25 protein-coding genes are annotated in these 22,969 nt (G+C 47.6%); 10 read left to right on the plus strand and 15 right to left on the minus strand.

The window, feature by feature from the left end; translation table 11 throughout:
* Positions 1-44 precede the first annotated feature (44 nt).
* From ruvB to ruvC, 3 genes are read right to left on the minus strand one after another with little or no spacing between them, the layout of a single operon-like run.
* Positions 45-1,052: a Holliday junction branch migration DNA helicase RuvB gene (gene ruvB, locus B067_RS0113800; protein WP_019530673.1), complete on the minus strand. Its 1,008-nt coding sequence runs from the start codon at positions 1,050-1,052 to the stop codon at positions 45-47.
* Positions 1,053-1,110: 58 nt separating this feature from the next.
* Positions 1,111-1,716 (minus strand): Holliday junction branch migration protein RuvA, encoded by a 606-nt coding sequence (gene ruvA, locus B067_RS0113805; RefSeq protein ID WP_019530674.1) that lies wholly within the window; start codon positions 1,714-1,716, stop codon positions 1,111-1,113.
* Between the two features lie 13 nt (positions 1,717-1,729).
* Positions 1,730-2,248 (minus strand): crossover junction endodeoxyribonuclease RuvC, encoded by a 519-nt coding sequence (gene ruvC, locus B067_RS0113810; RefSeq protein WP_019530675.1) that lies wholly within the window; start codon positions 2,246-2,248, stop codon positions 1,730-1,732.
* A gap of 208 nt (positions 2,249-2,456) precedes the next feature.
* Between ruvC and B067_RS0113815 the strand changes: the two genes are divergently transcribed.
* Complete coding sequence (locus B067_RS0113815; protein WP_019530676.1) at positions 2,457-3,263, plus strand: substrate-binding periplasmic protein; 807 nt, start codon at positions 2,457-2,459, stop codon at positions 3,261-3,263.
* Position 3,264: 1 nt separating this feature from the next.
* Here the strand turns inward: B067_RS0113815 and B067_RS0113820 are convergent, their stop codons facing one another.
* The 4 genes from B067_RS0113820 to B067_RS0113835 all read right to left on the minus strand — a co-directional run bounded on the left by B067_RS0113820 (position 3,265) and on the right by B067_RS0113835 (position 6,657).
* Complete coding sequence (locus tag B067_RS0113820; RefSeq protein ID WP_019530677.1) at positions 3,265-3,642, minus strand: hypothetical protein; 378 nt, start codon at positions 3,640-3,642, stop codon at positions 3,265-3,267.
* Positions 3,643-3,728: 86 nt separating this feature from the next.
* The gene (locus tag B067_RS0113825) at positions 3,729-4,472 is read right to left on the minus strand and encodes a YebC/PmpR family DNA-binding transcriptional regulator (protein ID WP_019530678.1); all 744 of its coding nucleotides are present in this window, start codon (positions 4,470-4,472) and stop codon (positions 3,729-3,731) included.
* 88 nt (positions 4,473-4,560) lie between these two features.
* Positions 4,561-6,333 carry an aspartate--tRNA ligase gene (aspS, locus tag B067_RS0113830; protein WP_019530679.1) on the minus strand — a complete coding sequence of 591 codons (1,773 nt, stop codon included), beginning with the start codon at positions 6,331-6,333 and terminating at the stop codon, positions 4,561-4,563.
* Positions 6,334-6,384: 51 nt separating this feature from the next.
* Entirely contained in the window at positions 6,385-6,657 is a 273-nt protein-coding gene (locus tag B067_RS0113835) for an FmdB family zinc ribbon protein (RefSeq protein ID WP_019530680.1), read from the minus strand.
* A gap of 271 nt (positions 6,658-6,928) precedes the next feature.
* Here B067_RS0113835 and B067_RS0113840 point away from each other — a divergent pair, with 271 nt between their 5' ends.
* Entirely contained in the window at positions 6,929-7,954 is a 1,026-nt protein-coding gene (locus B067_RS0113840) for a threonine aldolase family protein (protein ID WP_019530681.1), read from the plus strand.
* A 6-nt stretch (positions 7,955-7,960) separates the two neighbouring features.
* On the opposite strand, the gene yfbR is transcribed toward B067_RS0113840, so the two are convergent.
* Positions 7,961-8,599, minus strand: a complete 639-nt coding sequence (gene yfbR / locus B067_RS0113845) for a 5'-deoxynucleotidase (protein ID WP_019530682.1) — start codon at positions 8,597-8,599, stop codon at positions 7,961-7,963.
* Between the two features lie 134 nt (positions 8,600-8,733).
* On the opposite strand from yfbR, the gene B067_RS0113850 reads away from it, so the two are divergent.
* Positions 8,734-9,594, plus strand: a complete 861-nt coding sequence (locus tag B067_RS0113850; protein ID WP_019530683.1) for a WYL domain-containing protein — start codon at positions 8,734-8,736, stop codon at positions 9,592-9,594.
* Between the two features lie 89 nt (positions 9,595-9,683).
* Here the strand turns inward: B067_RS0113850 and B067_RS0113855 are convergent, their stop codons facing one another.
* A complete protein-coding gene (locus B067_RS0113855; RefSeq protein ID WP_019530684.1) occupies positions 9,684-10,124 on the minus strand; it encodes an HU family DNA-binding protein in 441 nt (146 codons plus the stop codon).
* A gap of 195 nt (positions 10,125-10,319) precedes the next feature.
* Positions 10,320-10,748: an HIT domain-containing protein gene (locus B067_RS0113860; protein WP_019530685.1), complete on the minus strand. Its 429-nt coding sequence runs from the start codon at positions 10,746-10,748 to the stop codon at positions 10,320-10,322.
* Positions 10,749-10,846: 98 nt separating this feature from the next.
* Here B067_RS0113860 and B067_RS0113865 point away from each other — a divergent pair, with 98 nt between their 5' ends.
* Together B067_RS0113865 and B067_RS0113870 are read left to right on the plus strand one after the other, a co-directional pair.
* Positions 10,847-12,589 (plus strand): proline--tRNA ligase, encoded by a 1,743-nt coding sequence (locus B067_RS0113865; protein WP_019530686.1) that lies wholly within the window; start codon positions 10,847-10,849, stop codon positions 12,587-12,589.
* Between the two features lie 7 nt (positions 12,590-12,596).
* Positions 12,597-13,187 (plus strand): lytic transglycosylase domain-containing protein, encoded by a 591-nt coding sequence (locus tag B067_RS0113870; RefSeq protein WP_019530687.1) that lies wholly within the window; start codon positions 12,597-12,599, stop codon positions 13,185-13,187.
* A 25-nt stretch (positions 13,188-13,212) separates the two neighbouring features.
* On the opposite strand, the gene B067_RS0113875 is transcribed toward B067_RS0113870, so the two are convergent.
* Both B067_RS0113875 and trmH read right to left on the minus strand, forming a co-directional pair.
* Entirely contained in the window at positions 13,213-13,398 is a 186-nt protein-coding gene (locus B067_RS0113875; RefSeq protein ID WP_156820848.1) for a hypothetical protein, read from the minus strand.
* Between the two features lie 11 nt (positions 13,399-13,409).
* A complete protein-coding gene (trmH, locus tag B067_RS0113880; protein ID WP_019530689.1) occupies positions 13,410-14,117 on the minus strand; it encodes a tRNA (guanosine(18)-2'-O)-methyltransferase TrmH in 708 nt (235 codons plus the stop codon).
* A 259-nt stretch (positions 14,118-14,376) separates the two neighbouring features.
* Between trmH and B067_RS20560 the strand changes: the two genes are divergently transcribed.
* The 4 genes from B067_RS20560 (at position 14,377) to B067_RS0113900 (ending at position 19,073) form a co-directional block, all read left to right on the plus strand.
* Positions 14,377-15,120, plus strand: coding sequence for a DUF1499 domain-containing protein (locus B067_RS20560; RefSeq protein ID WP_083921428.1), 744 nt, complete (start codon positions 14,377-14,379; stop codon positions 15,118-15,120).
* A 41-nt stretch (positions 15,121-15,161) separates the two neighbouring features.
* On the plus strand, positions 15,162-17,549 hold the full coding sequence (locus B067_RS0113890; protein WP_169335579.1) for a 7TM-DISM domain-containing protein: 2,388 nt from the start codon (positions 15,162-15,164) through the stop codon (positions 17,547-17,549).
* A gap of 108 nt (positions 17,550-17,657) precedes the next feature.
* Complete coding sequence (locus tag B067_RS0113895) at positions 17,658-18,119, plus strand: chemotaxis protein CheX (RefSeq protein WP_019530692.1); 462 nt, start codon at positions 17,658-17,660, stop codon at positions 18,117-18,119.
* A gap of 36 nt (positions 18,120-18,155) precedes the next feature.
* Positions 18,156-19,073, plus strand: coding sequence for a ketopantoate reductase family protein (locus B067_RS0113900; RefSeq protein WP_019530693.1), 918 nt, complete (start codon positions 18,156-18,158; stop codon positions 19,071-19,073).
* An 8-nt stretch (positions 19,074-19,081) separates the two neighbouring features.
* Here B067_RS0113900 and B067_RS0113905 read toward each other — a convergent pair whose 3' ends face one another.
* A complete protein-coding gene (locus B067_RS0113905; RefSeq protein WP_026244656.1) occupies positions 19,082-19,447 on the minus strand; it encodes a response regulator in 366 nt (121 codons plus the stop codon).
* A gap of 22 nt (positions 19,448-19,469) precedes the next feature.
* Positions 19,470-20,144 carry a cyclic nucleotide-binding domain-containing protein gene (locus tag B067_RS0113910; protein ID WP_019530695.1) on the minus strand — a complete coding sequence of 225 codons (675 nt, stop codon included), beginning with the start codon at positions 20,142-20,144 and terminating at the stop codon, positions 19,470-19,472.
* 454 nt (positions 20,145-20,598) lie between these two features.
* Between B067_RS0113910 and B067_RS0113920 the strand changes: the two genes are divergently transcribed.
* Positions 20,599-21,768 carry a TonB family protein gene (locus B067_RS0113920; protein ID WP_019530697.1) on the plus strand — a complete coding sequence of 390 codons (1,170 nt, stop codon included), beginning with the start codon at positions 20,599-20,601 and terminating at the stop codon, positions 21,766-21,768.
* A 69-nt stretch (positions 21,769-21,837) separates the two neighbouring features.
* Here the strand turns inward: B067_RS0113920 and B067_RS0113925 are convergent, their stop codons facing one another.
* Positions 21,838-22,965, minus strand: a complete 1,128-nt coding sequence (locus B067_RS0113925) for a GGDEF domain-containing response regulator (RefSeq protein ID WP_019530698.1) — start codon at positions 22,963-22,965, stop codon at positions 21,838-21,840.
* Positions 22,966-22,969: the final 4 nt, after the last annotated feature.

The raw sequence follows: 22,969 nt of genomic DNA on the forward strand, positions 1-22,969 counted from the left end.
CAGTAACAGTTTTTGAGATTAACTTTCGGGAGCAGCCTTCTGGATCAACCTTCTGGATAATCATAGCCAAAATGACTATAAACTTTGCGGGTAGCCATACGGCCGCGATTACTGCGCACTAAATAGCCCTGCTGGATTAAATAGGGCTCTATTACATCCTCTATAGTGCCACGCTCTTCGCTAATTACAGCGGCGAGGTTATCTAGGCCTACAGGCCCACCCTCAAATTTTTCTATCAACGCCAAGAGTAGGCGTCGATCTAGCTGATCCAAGCCCTGCTCATCGACATTGAGCATATTCAGCGCCCTGTCGGCCATGGCCTCATCTACCTCACCACTGCCCTTAACTTCGGCATAATCACGCACCCGACGCAATAAGCGATTGGCGATACGGGGCGTGCCGCGCGAGCGCTTAGCCACCTCAAGAGCACCCGCCTCACTCATGGTTACCCCTAAATGCTGGGCCGAACGTTGCACAATATGGGTGAGGTCTTTGACGGAATAAAACTCTAGGCGCTGCACTATGCCAAAACGATCACGCAGCGGTGAGGTTAACAGGCCGGCGCGGGTGGTAGCGCCCACCAAGGTAAAAGGCGGCAACTCTAGCTTGATAGAGCGCGCTGCAGGGCCCTCACCTATCATAATATCCAGCTGGTAATCTTCCATAGCTGGGTATAACACTTCTTCTATATGCGGGCTGAGCCTGTGTATCTCATCTATAAACAACACATCGCCAGGCTCTAGGTTGGTCATTAATGCCGCTAAATCACCGGCTTTTTCTAATACCGGGCCAGAAGTGGTTTTTAAGGACACGCCCATTTCATTGGCTAAGATATGGGCCAGAGTGGTTTTGCCTAAACCCGGCGGGCCAAATATCAAGGTGTGATCCAAGGGTTCTTTACGCATAGTGGCGGCCCGCACAAAGATTTCCATTTGCTCGCGCACCACCGGCTGACCACAGTAATCGGCCAGTGTTTTAGGGCGTATCGCCCTATCGATAATTTCTTCGTTAGGTTCTTCGGTGGCGGCTATTAGCCTGTCGATTTCTATCATAAGGACTTATTCATAATTACTTATATAGTTACTTATATAGCGGCTTATTAAGAGCGGCTTATTTTTTTACCATATTCTTTAAGGCCGCACGTATTAGGCTTTCACTGCTTTGCGCCTCACCATCGTTAACGGCGGATATGGCCTTGCTAGCTTCTTGCGGTTTATAACCCAGTGAGATTAACGCACTCTCGGCTTCGCTGACAAAATCTGGCCCGGCTGCGGCCGCCATTAACGGCAAACCACTAGCGCTGGCAATATGCCAATCTTTAAGGCGGTCGCGCATTTCTACCAACAGGCGCTCGGCGGTTTTTTTGCCCACCCCCGGCAGCCTTACCAAGGACGCGATGTCATTATCGTGCACACAGCGTACAAAGTCGTCGGTTTCCATGCCCGATAATAAGGTAAGCGCCAGCTTGGGGCCAACACCACTGACTTTAATCAGGGTTTTAAACAGCGCTCGCTCGCGCAGCTCGACAAAGCCATACAATAGCTGCGCATCTTCACGCACCACCATATGTATATGTAAGGTCACCGCCTGACCTATAGCAGGTAATTGATAAATAGTGCTCATGGGGGCCTGTATCTCATAGCCTAGCCCCTGCACATCCACTAATAACAGCGGCGCTTGTTTCTCTAATAAGATTCCGTGTATACGGCCTATCATGCAACTACTCTCACTATCGTATACGGCCACGGCGCATGCGAGTGGCGCCAGCCATATTAATTAAACTCGCTTGGGTGTGGGCATGGCAGATAGCCGCAGCTAAAGCATCGGCGGCATCTTCTTGGGGTAGCCCTGGCAACTTGAGTAACATCTTTACCATATGCTGCACCTGTTCTTTTTTTGCCGCACCGGTGCCGACTACCGCCTGCTTAATTTGCAGGGCTGAATACTCACTAGCCTCTAGGCCCGCCGTCATGCAGGCCACTATGGCGGCACCCCGCGCCTGCCCTAGTTTAAGGGCAGCACCGGCATTTTTCGCCATAAACACCTGCTCTATCGCCGCTTGCTGCGGGCAATAGGTTACGATTAATTCGTTAATACTTTCAAAAATAACTTTTAAACGCTCGGGCAGCTCGGTATCGGGCAGGCGTATTACGCCACTGGTGATGTAATCATGTTGATTACCCACCACATTAATAATGCCAAAACCGGTTTTTCGTGAACCGGGGTCTATACCAAGTATGATTGCCATAAGCCTTTAGCTATTGTTATTAGCCCCTGATTTTGCTGGCTAGCTTAGCGAACATCTGTATGGATTAACAGTACTTACTTGTTTTTATTGTCACTACAACCCGTCGCATAAGTTGCCCTTTATCGGAAGCAGACGCTATGCTTCAATTTACTAGGGCTATGAAAGATAGTCCCGACTACCTTATTTACCGAGAACCTTACAGCCAACTATGAAATTATTTCTATTCAGCTTTAGCCTGTTTCTTGTCACCCTGCAGCAATGCTTGGCCGAACAGTCGCAAACTATCACCCTCTATGCCTATCACAATGCACCGCCCTTTGTAATCAATGCCGCCGCCGATAAAGGCCTGAATTATGATTTTTTAAAAGCGCTGCAAAGCCATGCGCCCAGTAATATACACTTTCAGTATCAATATATAGAGCGGCCCCAGCTAAACCAACGTTTGATCGCCGGCCTACCCACTATTGCACTATGGGCCAACCCCGTTTGGTTTAACGATAGCGAACAGAAAAAGTACCTGTGGTCTCGCCCCTTATTTAGCGATAAAGACGTAGTAGTCGCAAAAAAACAAAGTATCCTGCAATATTACAGCCCCAGCGATCTTAGCGGTTTAACAATAGGCGTTCGCAAAGGCTATTACTACGCAGGGGTTAGTGAATTAATGTCCAGCGAGGAGATAATCCGTAAGGATGCCGCTAGCGATAAGGGTAATATTGAACAGCTGATGCGCGGCGATGTTGATGCCATTATCATTTCAAAATCTAGTTTTTTTTATTATGCCAAATTGCTTAAGGTCATTAGCGCCACCGCCATAGTAGGCCAGCCCCATAGTAGCTATAAAAGACATCTGCTCATTAGCCACCACTATCAAGCACAGGAGCAGGCTATTAACGACGCATTGCTAAAGCTATCAAAAGATGAAAACTGGCGTTTTCGCCTAACCATTTATGGCCTGCAAGAATTATGGGGCTCTGGGGCACCAGCGCTAAGCCTGCCGCCCTCATTAACGCCCTAGTTTAATGAAACCTTGCTGCGGGCTTTAGTATCTGCCACGCCAAGCGCCGCTGCCAATCACCTTCGCACTGCTGCGTGCAGGCCTCTTCACTATCAAAAACAACTTGCTTGACCACCGCCGGCAACGTAACCCCTATTTTTAATAATGCCGCCTGAATCAAACTGCGCATGGCTGCACTATCGGCTTGCGCTTGCCTATGCGCCTCCGTATCGAAAACACAAGTCACCATTAAACTACCCGGAAAGCGCGCATAGTCGGCCTGATGAGTTAGCCACTGAAAACCCAACACCTGTTTTAGCAAAGATTCGCACACCTCGGTTAGCGCCAGGGTGATGGCGTGGTCCAGCTTCTTCTGGGTTTTACTCTTGGGATTGGCCATTAATTACTCTCTTAAACTACACACACAAAAGCCGCAGCACTTAAAAATGCAGCGGTTTACTTCCTCGCTTAAACCGTTTTCAAACTCTACTCCAGCTCAGCCAAAACCTCATCAGGGATATCGGCATTGGTGTAGACGTTTTGAACATCGTCTAAATCTTCCAGCATATCCACCAATGCCATAATTTTTTCGGCACCGTCTTTATCCAGCGGCACTGTAGTCGCAGGCAACATAGTAATTTCGGCATAACCAGGGTTTAAACCTGCAGCACTCATAGCCTCTTTAACCGCTATAAAATCTTCAAAAGCAGTACTCACATCGATAGAACCATCATCATTGGCCTGCACATCTTCAGCACCTGCCTCTAAGGCGATTTCCATAATTTGATCTTCATCGCCCTGCTCAAAACTAATTTGGCCGCAGCGCGTAAACAAGTAGGCTACTGAGCCGTCGGTACCTAAGTTACCGCCGCGCTTAGTAAAGGCATGTCTCACTTCTGCCACGGTGCGATTGCGATTATCGCTTAGGCACTCCACGTACACTGCCACACCACCAACGCCATAACCTTCATAGGTTATCGCTTCGTAGTTATCTTCATCATTGGTGCCAGCGCCACGGGCCACTGCTTTATCTACCGTGTCGCGCTTCATATTGGCGGCCAGGGCTTTATCAATCACCGCGCGCAGGCCGGGGTTGTCTTCAGGGTTGGGGCCGCCGGCTTTGGCAGCCACGACTATCTCACGAATAATTTTTGTAAATACCTTGCCGCGTTTGGCATCTTGCGCCGCTTTACGGTGTTTGATATTGGCCCATTTACTGTGACCTGCCATGAATATTTCTCCGGTTTTATTTGCTCTTTTCTAGACAAAAAAAGGGGGCAGAACCCAAGCTCTGCCCCCGCAAGCCCATAGCGTACTATTACGCCTTTGGCTTTTCGCGCAAACGTATATGCAATTCGCGCAATTGTTTTACATCCGCCGTGCTGGGCGCATCGGTCATCACACAGGCTGCACTTTGGGTTTTGGGGAAGGCGATAACATCGCGTATAGATTTGGCGCCAGTCATTAACATGACTAGGCGATCTAAACCGAAAGCCAAACCACCATGTGGTGGGCAACCGTATTTTAAGGCATCTAATAGGAAACCGAATTTCGCTTGCTGCTCGTCAGCCTCTATACCCAAGATGCGGAATACCGCTGTTTGCATAGTGGACTGGTGTATACGCACCGAACCACCGCCTAACTCGGTGCCGTTTAACACCATGTCGTAGGCTTTCGATAAAGCGGCACCGGGGTTAGCCTCTAACTCTTCAGGAGTGCAAGAAGGTGCCGTGAAAGGATGATGTAGTGACGTCCAGTTTTTACCATCGCTGGTTTTTTCAAACATGGGGAAATCAACCACCCATAGCGGTGCCCATTCGCCCTCTATAAGGCCTAAGTCTTCACCCACTTTAACCCGCAGAGCACCCAGCGCTTCGTTAACGACTTTCGTTTTGTCAGCACCGAAGAAAACGATATCACCATCCGCCACGGCTAACCTATCCATCATCTGCAAGACGATGTCGTCGGGCATGAACTTTAAGATAGGCGACTGCAAACCTTCTATGCCGGCAGCTTTATCATTCACTTTCACCCAGGCCAAACCTTTGGCGCCGTAAATGCTAACGAATTTAGTGTACTCGTCGATTTGCTTGCGGCTGATTTGTGCACCGCCCGTTACTTTAAGCGCAGCAACACGACCTTCGGGGTCGTTGGCCGGGCCATTGAATACTTTAAAATCGACCTGCTGCATTAAGTCGTTAACATCAACCAACTCTAAAGGAATACGCAGATCAGGCTTATCACTACCAAAACGCTCCATAGCTTCGGCATAGGCCATACGAGGGAACTCACCTAAATCAACACCTTTCACCTCTTTAAACAGCTCACGTATCATCTGCTCGGTGATGGCCATAATTTCTTGGTCATCCATAAACGAGGTTTCTAAATCGATTTGGGTAAATTCAGGCTGGCGATCGGCACGTAAATCTTCATCGCGGAAACACTTGGCGATTTGATAATAGCGATCCATGCCCGCCACCATCAACAACTGTTTAAACAGCTGTGGCGACTGCGGTAAGGCAAAAAATTGACCTTCGTGGGTACGGCTAGGCACCAAGTAATCGCGCGCACCCTCGGGGGTAGCCTTAGTTAAGATAGGCGTTTCTATATCTAAAAAGCCGTTGGCATCTAAGAAGCTGCGCAAGCTAGAGGTAATACGTGAACGCAGTTTTAGTTTCTCCAGCATTTCTGGTCTGCGCAAATCAATGTAGCGGTATTTTAAGCGTACATCTTCACCTACTGAAATATGTTCATCTAGCTGAAACGGTGGCGTGGCAGCGGCGTTAAAAATCTCTAGCTCTTTACCTAATACTTCGATAGCACCGGTGGCCATATTGGCGTTAACGGTGCTTTCGGCGCGGGCGCGTACACGGCCTTTCACTTGAATGACATATTCACCACGCACGCTATCAGCACGCTTGAAATGCTCTTCAGTATCGGGGTCAAAGACCACCTGCACGATGCCTTCGCGATCACGCAAATCTAAAAAGATTACACCACCATGGTCACGACGGCGATCTACCCATCCGTTTAGAGTTACTTCTTGATCAATATGGTCGGCGTTTAAAATGCCGCAATAATGGCTGCGCATGGTTTGATAATCCTGTAAGTGAAATTCTGTTCTATTGCGTTTGCTTATCTATTAACTAGCCGTACCAGAACTGGTAGCACTGGCACTAGTGGTACTGGTTTTGCTGCCAGCTTCAGAGCTGCCTGCAATGTTTTTCTTGCTACCGGTTTTAAAGTCGGTCTCATACCAGCCGCTGCCTTTTAGGCGAAAACCCGCTGCTGATATTTGCTTTTTCAAATCGGCTTTATTGCAGCTGGGGCAATCCACCAAAGGCTGGTCGCTGATTTTCTGCAAAGCCTCTAATGTGTGCTCGCACGATGTACACTGATACTCATAAATTGGCATATGAAAGGTCTCTACCACAACAATCTGTTCAGAAAGTAAACTAAAGCAATAAATTAAAGCGCGAGATTATACCCTAAAACTAAGCCCACAGTGAAAGGCTATCCCACCGCTAGGGGGCTGAAACGAGAAAAACTGCTGCTAGGAAGGCTTATTGCTCGGTCACTACCGCTACCACCACGCCTACCACACTATCACTACGGCTTTTTAAGACCTAACTGACATGCTACATTGCCTTGCAACTTATCACTAACCGTTAGCCAGGTAGCAATCCATGACCCAACAGTTTGCCAGCGATAATATCTCAGGCATTTGCCCCCAAGCCATGCAAACGATGGTCTCAGCCAATTCAGGCCATGTCAGCTCCTACGGCGAAGATCGCTATACCGCCGAAGCCTGTGAGCAATTTAGAACCTTGTTCGACACGGATTGTGATGTTTACTTTGTCTTTAATGGCACCGCAGCCAACGCTTTGGCGCTAGCCAGCTTGTGCCAAAGCTACCACAGTATTATTTGTCATCAATCCGCCCATGTGGAAACCGATGAATGCGGCGCACCGGAGTTTTTTACCCACGGCGCCAAGCTACTGCAGGCTCAAGGCGAGCTAGGTAAGCTCAATCCGCAGGGCATTGAAGCCCTAGTCCACAAACGCCAAGATATACATTACCCTAAGCCGAAGGTGGTTAGCCTCACCCAAACCACCGAATGCAGCACGATCTATAGCCCCGAGCAATTACACGCTATTCAACAAGTCGCCGCCAAACATCAGCTATACACCCATATGGATGGCGCCCGTTTTGCCAATGCCGTGGCCTCGTTGGACGTAGCGCCCGCCGACATCACTTGGCGCGCAGGTGTTGATGTGCTGTGTTTTGGCGGCTCGAAAAACGGCTTAGCTATAGGCGAGGCGGTGATATTTTTTAATAAGCAACTCTCTGAGGAGTTTGCCTACCGCTGCAAGCAGGCAGGGCAACTAGCCTCCAAAATGCGCTTTATGTCCTCGCAATGGCAGGGCCTATTGACTAACGATGTGTGGCTACACAATGCCAAGCACGCCAATGCTATGGCCGCCCGCTTGGCTCAAGGATTGGCCAACATAGAGCAGTTAGAAATATTGTTCCCAGTAGAAGCCAATGGCGTTTTTGTGCAAATGCCCAGCGCCGTTAAGCAAGCTATGCACAGCAAGGGCTGGCAGTTTTATGATTTTATAGGTGCGGGATCACGGTTGATGTGCTCTTGGGATACCCAGCCAGAAACCGTTGATGCCTTTTTGGCCGACCTACAGCAGCTCAGCCGCTAACCACACTTAGGCACGTATGCGGCTAAGTGATTGTTTGGCAAAAAAACTATGGTCGCCATGGCTATGATCCAGTGAGGACAATTCTGAGGCCCGCGCCGAAGCGCTAAAATGCTCAAGAAAATAACTGACCTCGGGTAAGTCATAGGCCGCCAATCGCGCCTGTAAATCCTGGTAGGTGTGCTGATACTCTTGATTGCCGTTATCCAGCTCGGCCTTAGCTTTTAGCAATGCCGACAGACTATCCGCCGCCTTCAGGTATTTGCGCTCCAACCAGTTGCTGGCCTGCTCCTGTATATAATCCGCCATGGCGTCCTGTATCTCTTCGGGCAACATGGCCAGTAACGCCTGCTCGGCATCCTGCTCTATCACCCGGTAGGCCTGCTGTATTTCCTTAGAGTAATACTTAACTGGGGTGGGCAAATCGCCGGTAATAGACTCGGCGCAATCGTGGTATATCGCCAAGGTCGCCAAGCGCTCAGGGTTAAGTTCGCCGTTAAAAACGCTGCGGTTAATCACCCCCAGCAAGTGGGCTATCACCCCCACCTCCCAGCTGTGTTCCATCACATTCTCAGGCAAGGTATTGCGCTTTAAACTCCAGCGCTGTATCCAACGTAAACGTCCGATGGTTGATAAAAATAAACTCATAGTGGCTATCCTCTTGTCATCAATTGACCTAGACTGCACCACTATATGTCGTCAACAGCGACCTGTAAATATACACAGCTTTTAATGTGTCGCCTTTTCAGGCATACCTATCAACAATCCGGGGAGTTAACACCGTGCCTACATCATGGCCCTGCCGCTGGGACTTATTATTACGCTACCGGCTAATAGAAATTATTGCACTGTGGGAGGGTCGGCTCACCACCAAGCATTTATGCAATAGCTTTGGCATAGGCCGCCAGCAAGCCTCTAAGGATATAAACCAATACCTGCGTGACATAGCCCCTGACAACTTACACTATGACAGCAGCCTGAAAGGCTACAAACCCTCGCCGCAGTTTCAGCCCAAGCTAACCAGCGGCAGTGCCGATGAATACCTGCATATATTGTCGCGCAACCAAGACATTAGCCACAGCTTTGAAGGCCTGGATTTACAGTTGGCCAACACCGAGCTTATGCCCACCCCCAAACGCAGTATCAAACCACAGCTACTACGTCCCATCGTGCAGGCCGCCCGCGACGGTAAACGCCTGGAAATAGGCTATATCTCGCTCAGCAACCCCATTGTGGAGGAACGTATTATTGAGCCACACACCTTGGTGTTTACCGGCCTGCGCTGGCATGTGCGCGCCTATTGCGAAAAAAATCGCGATTTTAGGGATTTTGTGCTCAGCCGCTTTCGTGGCCAACCGGAACTGTTAGATAAGGCCTTAGTCACCGCCCAGCAAGATCAGCATTGGCAGCAGCCGGTATCTATAGTGCTAAAGCCTGACCCCAGATTAAGCCCAGAGCAACGCAAAATTATTGCCGAGGATTACGGTATGAAACGCGGCGCCCTGCGCATTAATACCCGCGCGGCACTGGTGGAATACAGCTTACAAGCGCTCAATATAGATCCGCGTAAAATAGAACCCAAGCCAGAAGCCCAGCAAATTATTATCAGCAACCTCAAAGAGCTAGAGCCCTGGCTATTCTGAATAGCAGAAAAAACACTTTGTAATCAATAGATTAGGCATAAAAAAAGCGCAACCTTAATAGGCTGCGCTTTTTTTGAACGAGAACAAACTTAAGACGTGGCGAATTCTTTCAGTTTTTTCAGAGGACGAACCTTAACCGCAATGCTGGCAGGCTTGGCTTTGAACATTTGCTCTTCGCCAGTAAAAGGGTTGATACCTTTACGTGCTTTTTTGGCGGGCTTTTTCACAGTAGTCACTTTCATAAGACCGGGGATAGTGAACTCACCTAAGCCGCGTTTTTTGATGCTGCGTTCAACCAATAGCTCTAGCTCTTCAAAAACAGCAGCGACTTGCTTACGGCTTAGCTCGGCATTTTCAGCGATATCATTAAAAATTTGACTCTTGGTCATTTTTTCAGTGATGGCTGTAGTTTTACGTTTTGGTGCAACTACCTTTTTGGCAGGCGCTTTTTTCACAGCAGCTTTTTTTGCTACTGGTTTTTTAGCGGCGGCTTTCTTCTTAGGTGCAGCTTTCTTTTTAGCAATAGCCATGACAATCAACCCTTTTTATTTGTGTTCGGTTTATAAGCTTTAATTAATAGCCGCAATATACGGTTAAACAGTTAACACAGTGTGCATTTAAACCTATATACATAGCGTCTGGGGGTTTTATAGATCAGTTAAACCTACAATACAAGGGTTTTTTAGCGATAAGCCGGCAATAAGTAGCAAATACCCGTGGTTTTTTTACTCTGCGATAAATTCTACAGCTAATCCTGATAATTCAGCTGTTAAGCCAGTAATACGCGCAGCCAAGTCTTGTTCACCATAAGGCAGCGCACTAGTAAAACCCCAAACCGGGTTCGGCCAAGCAATATCCGCTTTAAAACGGGCAATATGATGTATATGTAACTGCGGTACCATATTGCCCAGCGCCGCCACATTCATTTTATCGGCATTAAAATAGCGCATTAAACAGGCGCTGAGTTCGCTGGATTCTTGTAACAATTGCTGCTGATCTTGGCCAGACAACTGAAATATTTCACTTATACCCTCACGCCTAGGCACCAAAATCAGCCAAGGGTAATGATTATCACGGTTTAATAACACGCGACACAAAGGAAAATCACCTAGCCATACACAATCTTTTGCCAATTGAGGATGCAATTCAAACATAGTTCTCTCTTTTATTGAGCGCAGGGGCTATACGCTGTTGGGCTACACCCGTAAAATAACGCTTTTTATCTTATAGCTTTCACAAGGCAGTATACACAATGCGCGCTAGCCAGTTCCTTATCGCCACCGTTAAAGAAACTCCATCCGATGCGGTGGTTATCAGCCACCAGCTTATGCTGCGTGCGGGCATGATACGCCGCTTATCCTCAGGCTTGTATACCTGGCTGCCCATGGGCCTGCGGGTATTACGCAAAGTTGAAGCGATAGTGCGCGAAGAGATGAACCGCGTTGGCGCGCAAGAAGTGTTAATGCCAGTGGTACAACCTGCCGAGCTGTGGCAGGAATCTGGCCGTTGGCAGGAATATGGCCCAGAACTGTGCCGCTTAAATGACCGCCACAACAATGCCTTTTGCCTAGGCCCTACTCACGAAGAAGTGATCACGGACTTAGTGCGCAATGAATTGAAAAGCTACAAGCAACTGCCCGCTAACTTTTATCAAATACAAACCAAGTTTCGCGATGAGATACGTCCTCGCTTTGGCGTCATGCGCTCGCGCGAATTCATTATGAAAGACGCCTACTCCTTTCACGATAGCCCCGAGTCTTTGCAGCAAACCTACGACGCCATGTACCAAGCCTACAACCGTATCTTTAGCCGTTTTGGCTTAAATTTTCGCCCAGTGATTGCCGATAACGGCTCTATAGGCGGCAGCGGCTCGCACGAGTTTCATGTGTTGGCCGACTCCGGTGAGGACGACATCGCCTTTAGTGATGGCAGCGATTTCGCCGCCAATATTGAGATGGCCGAAGCATTGGCCCCTACCGGTGAGCGCCCTGCCGCTAGCCAAAACCTTGAGAAAGTGGCCACACCGGGCCAGCACAGCATAGAAGACGTGAGCAAAGGTCTAAACATCGCGCCCGCGCAAATTGCCAAAACTTTAATTGTTATGGGTGAGGCCGAAGCAGGCGAAGAAGCACCTTTAGTTGCGCTAATAGTCCGCGGCGACCACGAGCTAAACGAGTTAAAAGCCGCCAAGCTGGCCGGCGTAGCCTCACCGATACTGTTTGCCAGCGACGAGCAAGTGAAACTAGCCACCGGTTCTGCCCCCGGCTCGGTAGGCCCCATAGGCTTAACCATAAACATGATTATCGATCGCTCTGCCGTGCACTTGGCAGACTTTGTGTGCGGTGCTAACGAAGAAGGCTACCACTACACGGGTGTCAACTGGGATATAGATTGCGCCATTAGCGGCAACGAAAAAGTCAGCATTGCCGATATACGCAACATCGTCAGCGGCGACCCCAGCCCCTGCGGTACTGGTAGCGTACAAATTAAACGCGGCATAGAAGTGGGCCACATCTTCCAATTAGGCGACAAATACTCCACCGCCCTTAATGCTACCGTGCTTAATAAAGAAGGCCGCGAGCAAGTGATGACTATGGGATGCTACGGCATAGGCATTACCCGCGTAGTAGCCGCCGCTATAGAGCAAAACTACGACGACAACGGTATTATTTGGCCCGAGGCCATTGCCCCCTTCCAAATAGCCATTATCGGCATGAACATGAAAAAGTCGGAGCAGGTGCGTGAGCAAGCTGAAACGCTATATCAGCAACTTAGCGATTTGGGCTATGAGGTAATATTGGATGACCGCGACGAACGACCTGGGGTGAAGTTTGCCGATATGGAGCTGATGGGCATACCCCATCGCTTAGTGATAGGGGATAGAGGTTTAAAAGAAGGCACTATAGAGTACAAAGGTCGCCGCGACAGCGATAACCAACATATTGCCATCGCCGATATTATAGCCTTTGTTAACAACACGCTTAACAAATCCTAAGCCGCTGATGCGTAATTTTATTATTGCCAGCATATTACTGTGGCCCTTGGCGTTAGCGCCTATGGCCACAGCCAATACGCCGCCAGGCAATAGCGCCGAGCAGGCAGAGTTGCGCGATTTTTTAAAAAAAACCATTAGCTCCGCTGACAGTTTTGACGACCGTTTTCATGCCGAAGTATGGCTGGTGGACATGTCGGGGCGCTTGGCGCGCTTTATTAAAAAACCCAAGCAGCGCTTAAAACTGCTGCGTGCTATACACCGCGAAGCTACCAAAGCCGAACTCAAGCCCGATTTAGTGCTGGCGCTGATAGAGGTAGAGAGTCGCTTTAACGAATTTGCTATCTCTAGCGCAGGCGCACAGGGCTTAATGCAAGTAATGCCTTTTTGGAAAAACGAAATTGGCCGCCCCGAAGATAACCTCACCAATATCGACACCAACCTCAGCTATGGTTGTCGTATTTTGCAGTTTTACCTTAAAAAAGAACAAGGCAATTGGATGAATGCCCTAGCCCGCTACAACGGCAGCTACGGCAAGTATTGGTATCCCGAGCGGGTAATGAACGCCTGGCGTAAGCGCTGGTTTGTTCGCGAGACTTAAGAACCCCGCTGTTAACGCCCTAATCTTAACTGCCTGCCAACATAAACTTAATCAGGCCAGCCACTAAACTTATCGCCACCAAGGCCACAATGATTTTTGATAATGCTTGCTGTTGCTCTGGCGCTAACACCTTGCCGTGCTTTTCGGTCAGTTTCACCACCACAAATAAAGCCACAAACAAACAGGCCAATATACTCAGTAAGGTACCCATAAACATTCCTTTTATTTAGCCGATGCGGCTCTTTGTGCCAATAATTCCCTAGCCTGCGCATACCAAACCGAGGGGTTGTCGATCTCTCCATCATCTCTCAAGGGCGGATAGTCCAATTGATTGGCCAAACAAAAATCCCGCACCTTGGGATGACCCCACTCAAAAAACAATCTGTCATAACTGGCCTGGTCAATTCTTTGCTGCTCGTATAAGCCAGCCTGCTGACGCTGGTGACGCGCCTCGGTTAAAATAATACCCGCAGCTACCGACACATTAAACGACTCCACCATACCCACCATAGGCACCGTAACATGGATATCGGCATAGGCTTCGCCCTGCTCACTAATCCCTACCCGCTCGGCCCCTAACATTAGGGCCGTGGGCTTGGTGTAATCCACTTCGTGAAAATCTAGCGCGGTAGCCGATAAATGCGCCGCTACAATTTGATAGCCCTGTGCTTTTAACAGCTCTACCGGCGGCGTCAACTCGCGATAGCGATGTACCTCTACCCAACTATGGCTGCCCATAGAGGTGCCTAGGAATTTTTTATAATCACTATCACCTATCACGCAGTGCACATCACTAATACCCACCGCATCGGCAGTACGAATAATGGCCGATAGGTTTCTGCCCTTGTGCACATCGTCGGTTATCAGGGTTAAATCAGGCTGGCGGCGCGCCAAAACCTGATGCAGGCGCTGGATTCTTGCTGGAGTCATAAAAGCTATCGTTGTTGTGGCTAAATAATGGTGTAATTGTGGTGTAGTTATGGCAAAAAAACCTATAATAGCAAAACTGCTATGGTTGCACTAAACATCCTGTACCATGTCCTATAACTCTGCCGGTTAGCGCTGGTTCATAGCGGCAGCACATAGCCCTTGCTTGACATTTTAGGCCAGCACAAGCGCTATCACTACTCGGTTATTGCACTAAACTCAACAGAACATACTCAGCGTCAAGCACGGATAACATGGCAATATGAGCAAAACAACATCCTTCGCAAAGCTGCTATCAGCGTCATCGCTATTCATGCTATGCCTGCTACCCATAGCCGCCCTAGGCAGTCGCTGGCAGCTATGGCCTTATACCTTAGGATTAGCTTTATTTGCCCTAGCCTTACTGGTCGGCTTAGCTATACAAGTAATCTGCGCGCTATGGCTAATACAAAAGCCAGCGCAGCCCGTTGTCAAACCGTTACGTTTAGCCGTTTTACTTGCACTACCCGCACTTATTATTAGCGCAGCATTAATGCGCGAAAACATCAGCGGAATTACCCTGCATGACATCAGCACCAATACCGCCCAAGCGCCTCAGTATCACAAAGCCCTGCAGCTGCGCGGCGAGCATGCGAATAGCGTAAAGTACACCGCCGACAAAGCACAAGCGCAGTCACAACTATATCCACACATCAAACCTATTATTACCCTGCTCAATCGCCAACAAAATTTTCAACTAGCGTTAGCTACGGCCCAATATTTAGGCTGGGATATACACCACCAAAATAGGCAAGCCGGGATTATTGAAGCGGTAGATACCAGCTTTTGGTTTGGTTTTAAAGATGACATTATTATTCAAGCGCAGGACCAACGAGTCGATATACGCTCTACTTCCAGAGTGGGCGAAAGCGACCTAGGCGCCAATGCCAAGCGCATCAGCCAGTTTATTGCGCATTTCCAAACATTGCTGAGTGTTTCACCTACAATAAAAGCTACGCCGCAGTAACTGACTCTCACTATCTATGAATTAAGTGGATGCACCCCATAATGCTGTTCAACAAGACGCTTATTTACCAACTATTATGCCTGTCCCTCAATTTCCTTATCATTGCATCCCCGCAACTTTATGCCCTAGAAGTTAACGACCGTAATAGCAGCTATAATTTAACTAAAGATACCTATTGGCTAGAAGATAAAAGCCAGTTAATGACCATTTCTGACATACTCAAACCTCAGGCGCTGGACCGTTTTCAACGCAACCAAAAAAAATCATTTAACCTCGGCTATAAAGATTCTCATATATGGCTACAGCTCAAACTCAAACGCGGGCCGCAACAAGCACTGAATAAAAATTGGTTTTTAAGCATAGATAACCCCTTACTCGATCACATCGATATTTATCATTACGAGAATCAGTCTCTGCTCAAAAAAACAACACTAGGCGACCAATACCCCTTTGCCAAACGCCTTATCAAGCAACGTACATTTATCTACCCTATACGCTTTAGCGATGCCCCTATAGAGCTATACATTAAGGTCGCGAGCAGCAGCGCCTTAGACATTCCCTTATATCTACACGATGACATCAATTTAACCGAGCAATACAGCGAGAAAAGCACGTACTACGGCATCTACTTCGGAATCATTTTATTCACGTTACTGTATTGCCTATTTAATTTTATTAGCACGCGTAAACCTTTTGTTTTTTATGCACTAATGTATATCGCTGCCGTTGGTTTTATGCAGGCCACTGTCAACGGCTATTCCTTTCAATATCTATGGCCAGCCTTACCGGCTTTAAACCAAGCCATTATTTTGACTTTATTTAATTTGTGCTGCCTCTTTGCATTATTATTGAGCAGACATTTCCTATCATTTACACAGAAAAGCTACGGCCTAGAAATTCTATTTAATGGCAGCATAGCGCTAGCTATAATTTTATCCTTACTCAGCCCTTTTATGGATTATCAGTCAGCCAACGAAGCTGGTTTAATATTGATTGTAATCAGTTGCCTGGTTATTTTCTTTTCTACAGTTAATAGCATTAATCGCGGTGATAAAACCAGCCGACTGTTTTTATTATCATGGCTATGTATCGCCCCTAGCATTATTAGCTATAGCTTAATCACGGCCCAATATGTCAACTTGGGGGCATTAACGGAAACAGCCATTTTGGCAGGGTCAGCGCTACAAGCTATATTATTGGCACTTGCTATCAACAATAGAATCAATGAGAAACTACAACGTAATTACAGTAATAAAGCGGCTGAACACAGCCAACTGCAGCAGCAATTTAATGAATTAGAGCAGGCGGCAGCCTACAGCAAAAGAGAAAGCCTACTCAAAGATAGTTTTTTAGCGACCATCAGCCACGAACTACGCAACCCAATTAATGGTATAGAAGGAGCCCTGTCCCTAATAGATAGGAAAACCTTAAACAAACAGCAATGCCACTATATTAATGCAGCCAATAACTCGGCACAAAACCTGACTACGCTAATCAATTCCATTGTTCATTTTTCTGAAATACAGGCGGGTACGGCAAGAGCTAAAAAAGAAAGCTTTGAATTAAGGCCTACCTTTAATCGCCTCGCCGAATCATTCCGACATCGCTGTAATATAAAAAACATCCGTTTTCATTGGCATATTGATAAAAATGTGCCCAATTATATTATCAGCGATTGCGATCAACTGAGTTTAGTACTGTCTCAGCTCGTCGATAACGCCATTAAATATACCGACCAAGGCGTAGTTACCGTCACTCTGTCTACAGCAAATCAGCAGCTCTATTTTTCAGTCAACGATAGCGGTAGCGGCATACACCCCAGCAAACTTACAGCCATGCAAAAAGAATTGCAGCGCAGTGATAGTGAGTATTTACGACACCATCATGACCTAGGTATAGGTCTATCCATATGCCACCGTGTTTGCTTGTTACTTAACGCTCAACTGCATATAGAATCTACTGTCGGCCAAGGATCGCTGTTTACCTTTGCTATATCCTTACAGGTACCCAGCATAGAGCTGCAGCAGGATTACAATTCTGACAACAACAATAAAGAAAAAATAGTCCTTATCGCCGAAGACAATCCCGTTAATCAAATGGTCTTAAAAGGCATGTTAGAAAAGTTAGACTGCATCGTGTTAAGTGCTAATAATGGCCAACAGGCATTGGACATACTACAACTGCAACCTGTCGACATTATTTTAATGGATTGCCAAATGCCGGTTATGGATGGTTTTGCAGCCACTCAAAAGATTCGGCTATCGAGTAGTGCTTATAGCAACATCCCTATCATCGCGGTCACCGCCAATGCCATGGCTGGCGACAATGAGCAGTGCATAGCCCAAGGTATGAACGATTATATTAAAAAACCTATTAACCGTGATTTATTAGCACAAAAAATTCACTACTGGTTGCGAGAAACAAACTAACCGGCAACTGGACGTAGTGATACTGGCCTTATAACAACGATAGTTGTAAAACAGTATCGCTAACGCTAACCTTAATCGGGACTGCTTTAACGGACGTAACCTCACCGAATGAATTCTCAGTATATAAATCCCCTACTGGCGGCCACAGTGAACGTGCTTACCACTATGGCCATGGTAGAAGTGACTATAGGTAAACCTTGCCTTAAAGATGGGCCCGATAGCCTAGGTGACATTACCAGCGTCATTGATTTAAAGGGCGACAATCATCACGGTTCACTGGCCATTAGCTTTACTAAAGAGGCCATACTCAACATCGCCGAAAATATGCTGGGCGAAAGTTTTAGCGAAGTCGACGAGACGATTGCCGATGTGGTTGGTGAGATCACCAATATGATTACCGGTAATGCCAAGCAGCTGTATTCTGAAACCGGTCTGGAATTTGACTTAGCCACGCCTACCACCAACATAGGTAAAAATATACCCGTGGCACATACTGTTACTGGCGCAACCCTTTTAATCCCCTTCGAAACCAAGGCCGGTGCTTTTTACATAGAGGTCTGTTTTAATTAGCGCCATCACCCCTAAGCTGCGGCCCAAACCTCTATTATGACCCTAGCCTCTCACCCCGTTCACTGGCATATTTTAGGCGCTGGCGCGATAGGCTCACTCTGGTCTGCCCGCTGGCATCAACAGGGAGTCAACACGACTGCTATTTGCCGGCAGCTCAATTCCGAAGCGCTGTCACTAGACTTTTTTGCTGCGGATGCACACTTTAGTTTTCAAACACCACGGCTCATCGCCACCGAGCTACAACCCCCCATACATCACCTGCTCATTACCACCAAGGCCCAGCAATGCCTAGCAGCCTTTGCTAGCGTGGCGCCACTGCTCAGCGAGCAGGCCGTGATCATCGTGTTGCAAAATGGCATGGCGGTAAAATCGCTTACGCCGCAAAGGCAGCAGCGACTCTATGCCGCCACCACTACCGATGGTGCTCACTTTAGCGACCCCCACACCCTGCGTCATGTCGGTCAGGGGGAGACCCACATAGGCCCTATAAATACCGCTGCAGAGCAGTACCCAGCAGCGCAGCTACTAACACTATTACCGCGTTCTCTGCGCATACATTTCAGCCTAGATATAGAACAACAGCTATGGCGCAAATTAGCCATTAACTGCGCGATTAATGCCTTGGGGGTTAAATATCAATGCCGCAATGGTGAGCTGATTAGCCGTGAACCCATACGGCAGGAATTAATCGACCTATGCCGTGAGATTACTACGGTCGCTAAGGCTCAAGGCCTGGGGCCATGGTTTGATACGCTGTATGAAGAGGTTGCTGCCGTAGCGGCTCTCACGGGTGATAATATTAACTCCACCTTACAAGATATTAAGCGAGGCAAAGCCACCGAAATTTCGGCTTTAAATGGTTATTTATGTGATGTGGCTAAAAAGCTAAACATAGCGACCCCACTAAACCAGGCGCTCGTCCAGTTGGTGCTGGCTAAAGCTGGCCAATCTTAGCGCCGGCCTTATAGCAAGCCGTAGGTATTTAACACTTCAGCCAGCTTGTCGCGATTTATCGGTTTATTGATAAAATCTAATGCCCCAGCCTTAATGGCCCTCGCTTTGGCCTCAGGTTGTATATCTGCCGAGATAACAATAATCATAGACTTCAGGCCCTCGGATTTAATGCCCGCTAACACCCCGTAGCCGTCCAGCTCAGGCATAGTGAGGTCGAGAAACAACATCTCCCCCTTACCCGCTCGTATGGCTTCTAGCCCCTCTATTCCATTGCAGGCAAAACTGACCTCCACATCCCAATCAGGTGGCAGTGACCTAGCCACCTGATTTCTGGCCATATTAGAGTCATCACAGATTAATACAGGAATACTCACTTATCACACCCCTTGGTAAGTGCTACTCCTTAGCGGTGACTACAGCAACAACGACATCTTGTATTTTACCGCCGTCGGTATTCCAGCGGTCCAAAATAGAAGCTAATTGTTGCGCTTGTTCAAATAACGACTGTAACTCTTCGGGCGTCTCTTTTTCACCGGCATGAAACTTTACCTGCCTAAGCTCTTGAGCCAGAAGGTGCTGCCCCTGCTCCATACGCTTTTGCTCCAAACGCCAGCGTATGCTGTGCACCATCGTGCGGTAAAAAATCAGCTTGGTATACAAAGACACGGTATCAAAGTTATGTATATCACCAAAGGGCTTAAAGTCAGTGGCGAACAGGGTGGCGGTTTTGCCATTATTGTCAGCAGCTACAGTTGCTTTGCGCTCATGATCACAGAGCAGAGCCAAATCGCCAAACAACTCGCCCGGCGTAATATGGTTTAAAGGCTGCTCTTGCTGGGGTGAATTTAAATACACCGACAGACCCCCTTTAATCAAAAAATACAGCCACGAGCCCCTGTCACCCCTGCGCATAATGGTTTCGCCCGAGTCCAGCTCCACTATGCAGGAAAAGTCCATCAACACAGCCAGCTGTTGCTCATCTTCGCGCTGTAGTTGGTTAAAGAAAGGGATTCTGCGTAGCAAAGAGGCAATATCTTCAGCTTTAAATTCACTTAAATCTTTAATTTTCATTCGTTAATTTTTATAAGTAAGGCGTTAAATTTCAAAATGTCTCCACAAGATAGACTGAATCAAGACATAAACAAAGCCAGCATACAGGCTATAGTAAGCGCTGGCCGTAAACTGGCCGACCATATTACCCAATATACGCAATAAACGAAGATAAAAACCGGAGAAAACGGCCCCCAGCCACGGTAAATAGCACAAAATACTGGCAACACCCCCTTTACATTAGCTACTACTGCGCTACATTAAGTCTGTAATCGAAATGGAATAAAAATCGCTTAGTGCTCAAAGATTCTATTATATGTGCGGTATAACAATCTAATTACACAAACAGCAACCAGCACTGGTTCTGTAGTAGAGAATGCCTTAGAATAAAATTTGACCGTATACGCTATACCAGTTTGACTTATTGAACTGAACTACAATAAAAACGGCTAAAAGCCAGAAAACACTTAAAACAATGAATAAACTATTTTCACTTTTAACAGTATGTTTAGCGCTCACGTTTACCGCCAGCAACAGCTATGCGCAAGACAGCGTTTTTGATGAGCTAACCTTGAATGGCCTAGCCGCCTTTCAAAAACTACGTAAAGAGTATTACATAGGGGCATTGTATCTAGAACGTAACAGCCAATCCCCTGAAGACATACTAGCCATGTCAGGTAATAAGCGTATGGATATACGCATAGTTGACGACAACTGGTCACCTAGGCGCTTTGCCAAAGAGTGGACGGGCGCCATATTGTTAAATAATGAATCGCCTAACTTAGAAAAACTAACCACCCAAATTCAGGCATTCACCCAAATTCCACGCAATGATCTTATTACCGGCGATCACCTAACCATCGATATGGCTGAAGGCCGCCACACCACTATTTACCTCAATGGTCACCGCGTATTTAGAACAGTTAACAACGATTTTTTCTACGCCCTGCTCAACACATGGATAGGCTCTAAGCCTCCCTCCACCGAATTTAGGCAAAATATAGTCAAACTACCTCGCGACGAAGACGGTGTTACGCTACTGACCCGCTATGAAAACCTCAACTACAGCGATAAGCGCAAGCGCCAAATTATGGGCTGGTCTAAATCCGAGCAAAACACCGGCTCGGCTAGCAGCTCAGGCGCCTTTGGCCCTCCCGGCATTAACGGTGCTGTCAGCGCCAGCGTCAGTGTTAACACCGAGCAAGCAGCTGCCCAAAAAGCTGCCGCCGCAAAAAAAGCCGCTGAAGAAAAAGTCGCCGCCGACGCGCTGGCCAAAGCCAGAGCCGCCAAAGAAGTTGCCGAAGCCAAAGCCGCCGCCTCTGCTGCCGCGCTAGCTAAAGCCCGAGCCGAACAAGCCCGCCAAGAAGCAATGAATGAATACCAGTCGGCAATGTATCAAATTATTTCAAAAAACGTGAAATACCCTAAACGTTCGCAGCAACGCGGCGAACGTGGCAGAGCGGTAGTCGCCGTGGAGTTAGATCGTGAAGGTAAAATACTCAAGCTCTCACTGAAAGAGCCCACCCAGTTCTCGCGCTTAAACAGTGCCGCCGAGAAAGCCTTTAAAGTATCCGAGCCCTTCCCCCCCATACCTCAAGACTTAACCGGTAATAGCTTCGAATTTCTGTTCCCTATTAACTTCTAGTCATAAAAAAAGCGGGGTTACCCGCTTTTTTTATGACTGTTTAATGATTACCGAAGCAATATTCCCTAGTTAGAGCTTACTAATGCGCTGACGCTGCTCATCACTTAACAGTTTCAACAAAGGCTCTAACTCATCCAGTAAGTAATCCATTTGCGTCATCACGTCTTTTTCACCACCCTGCAGGATTTCACTTAAGGCTTCATCGATAGATACCGCAGCAGCGTCCGACCGACGATTTTTCTTACGGTACTGAGCTAAATCTATATGATGTACTTGCCCCAAACCCCGCTTGGCCGCACGTCTTTGCGCATCGCTAGCACAACTAATAATAACACTAGGGTCAGCGTGTAAGCCCTCTGCCACTATGCAGGCCCCTACCGATACGGTAATAGGTAAGGCTTTACCCTGTAGTGTGGCTTTAAAATTATTCACCGCTAAACAGATACGATGCGCTATTAATAGTGAACCATCGGGGTCGGCCCCAGGTAACGACACATAAAAACTCGATAAGCCGGTACGAGCGACAGTATCTTCTTTCCGCACCGCACCCACGACAACTTTAGCTATGCGCTTAATAATCGTTTCGGCACCGCTACGGCCTATGCGCACAAATAGCGCTTTGAAGGCATCAACTTCTATATTGAGCACGGTCAGCTCATGGTTGTGGCGAGTGCTAAAAGATACGTCTTTATCGAGTTGTTTTTCAAAACCACGAAAGTTTAATAAGTCGGTTAATGGGTCGATAATAGAGGTTTCCACCAGCGACTGAGTGGTCTCTTGGTAGCGCACATGAGCCTGGGCCCTAGCATTAATATCCGCCGCATCAAAAGGTTTGGTTAAGAAGTCAGTAGCGCCTAATTCATAAGCTTTATTCTTGGCATCTTGACTGTTGTCGGCCCCAGTCACCACAATAAGCGGTAATTGTCGGATGCGCTCGTCGGCAGAGGTTCTCACTATATTCAGCAGTTCAAAACCATCTAGCTCAGGCATAACCAAGTCGGTAAACACCACCTGTATATGCTCATCGTGCTGTATCAGCTCCCAAGCTTCTTGACCATTTTCAGCCAGTTGCAAATCGAAACTTTCAGAGAACATTTTTAAGGCGGCAGCGCGAATCAACTTAGAGTCGTCTACAAACAAAATTTTAGGTTTGGCCATTTGGCTGCTAAGCGGCCTGGCTTCAAAAACTGTAGGCATAATT

Source organism: Dasania marina DSM 21967 (genome assembly GCF_000373485.1).
Lineage (GTDB): Bacteria > Pseudomonadota > Gammaproteobacteria > Pseudomonadales > Dasaniaceae > Dasania > Dasania marina.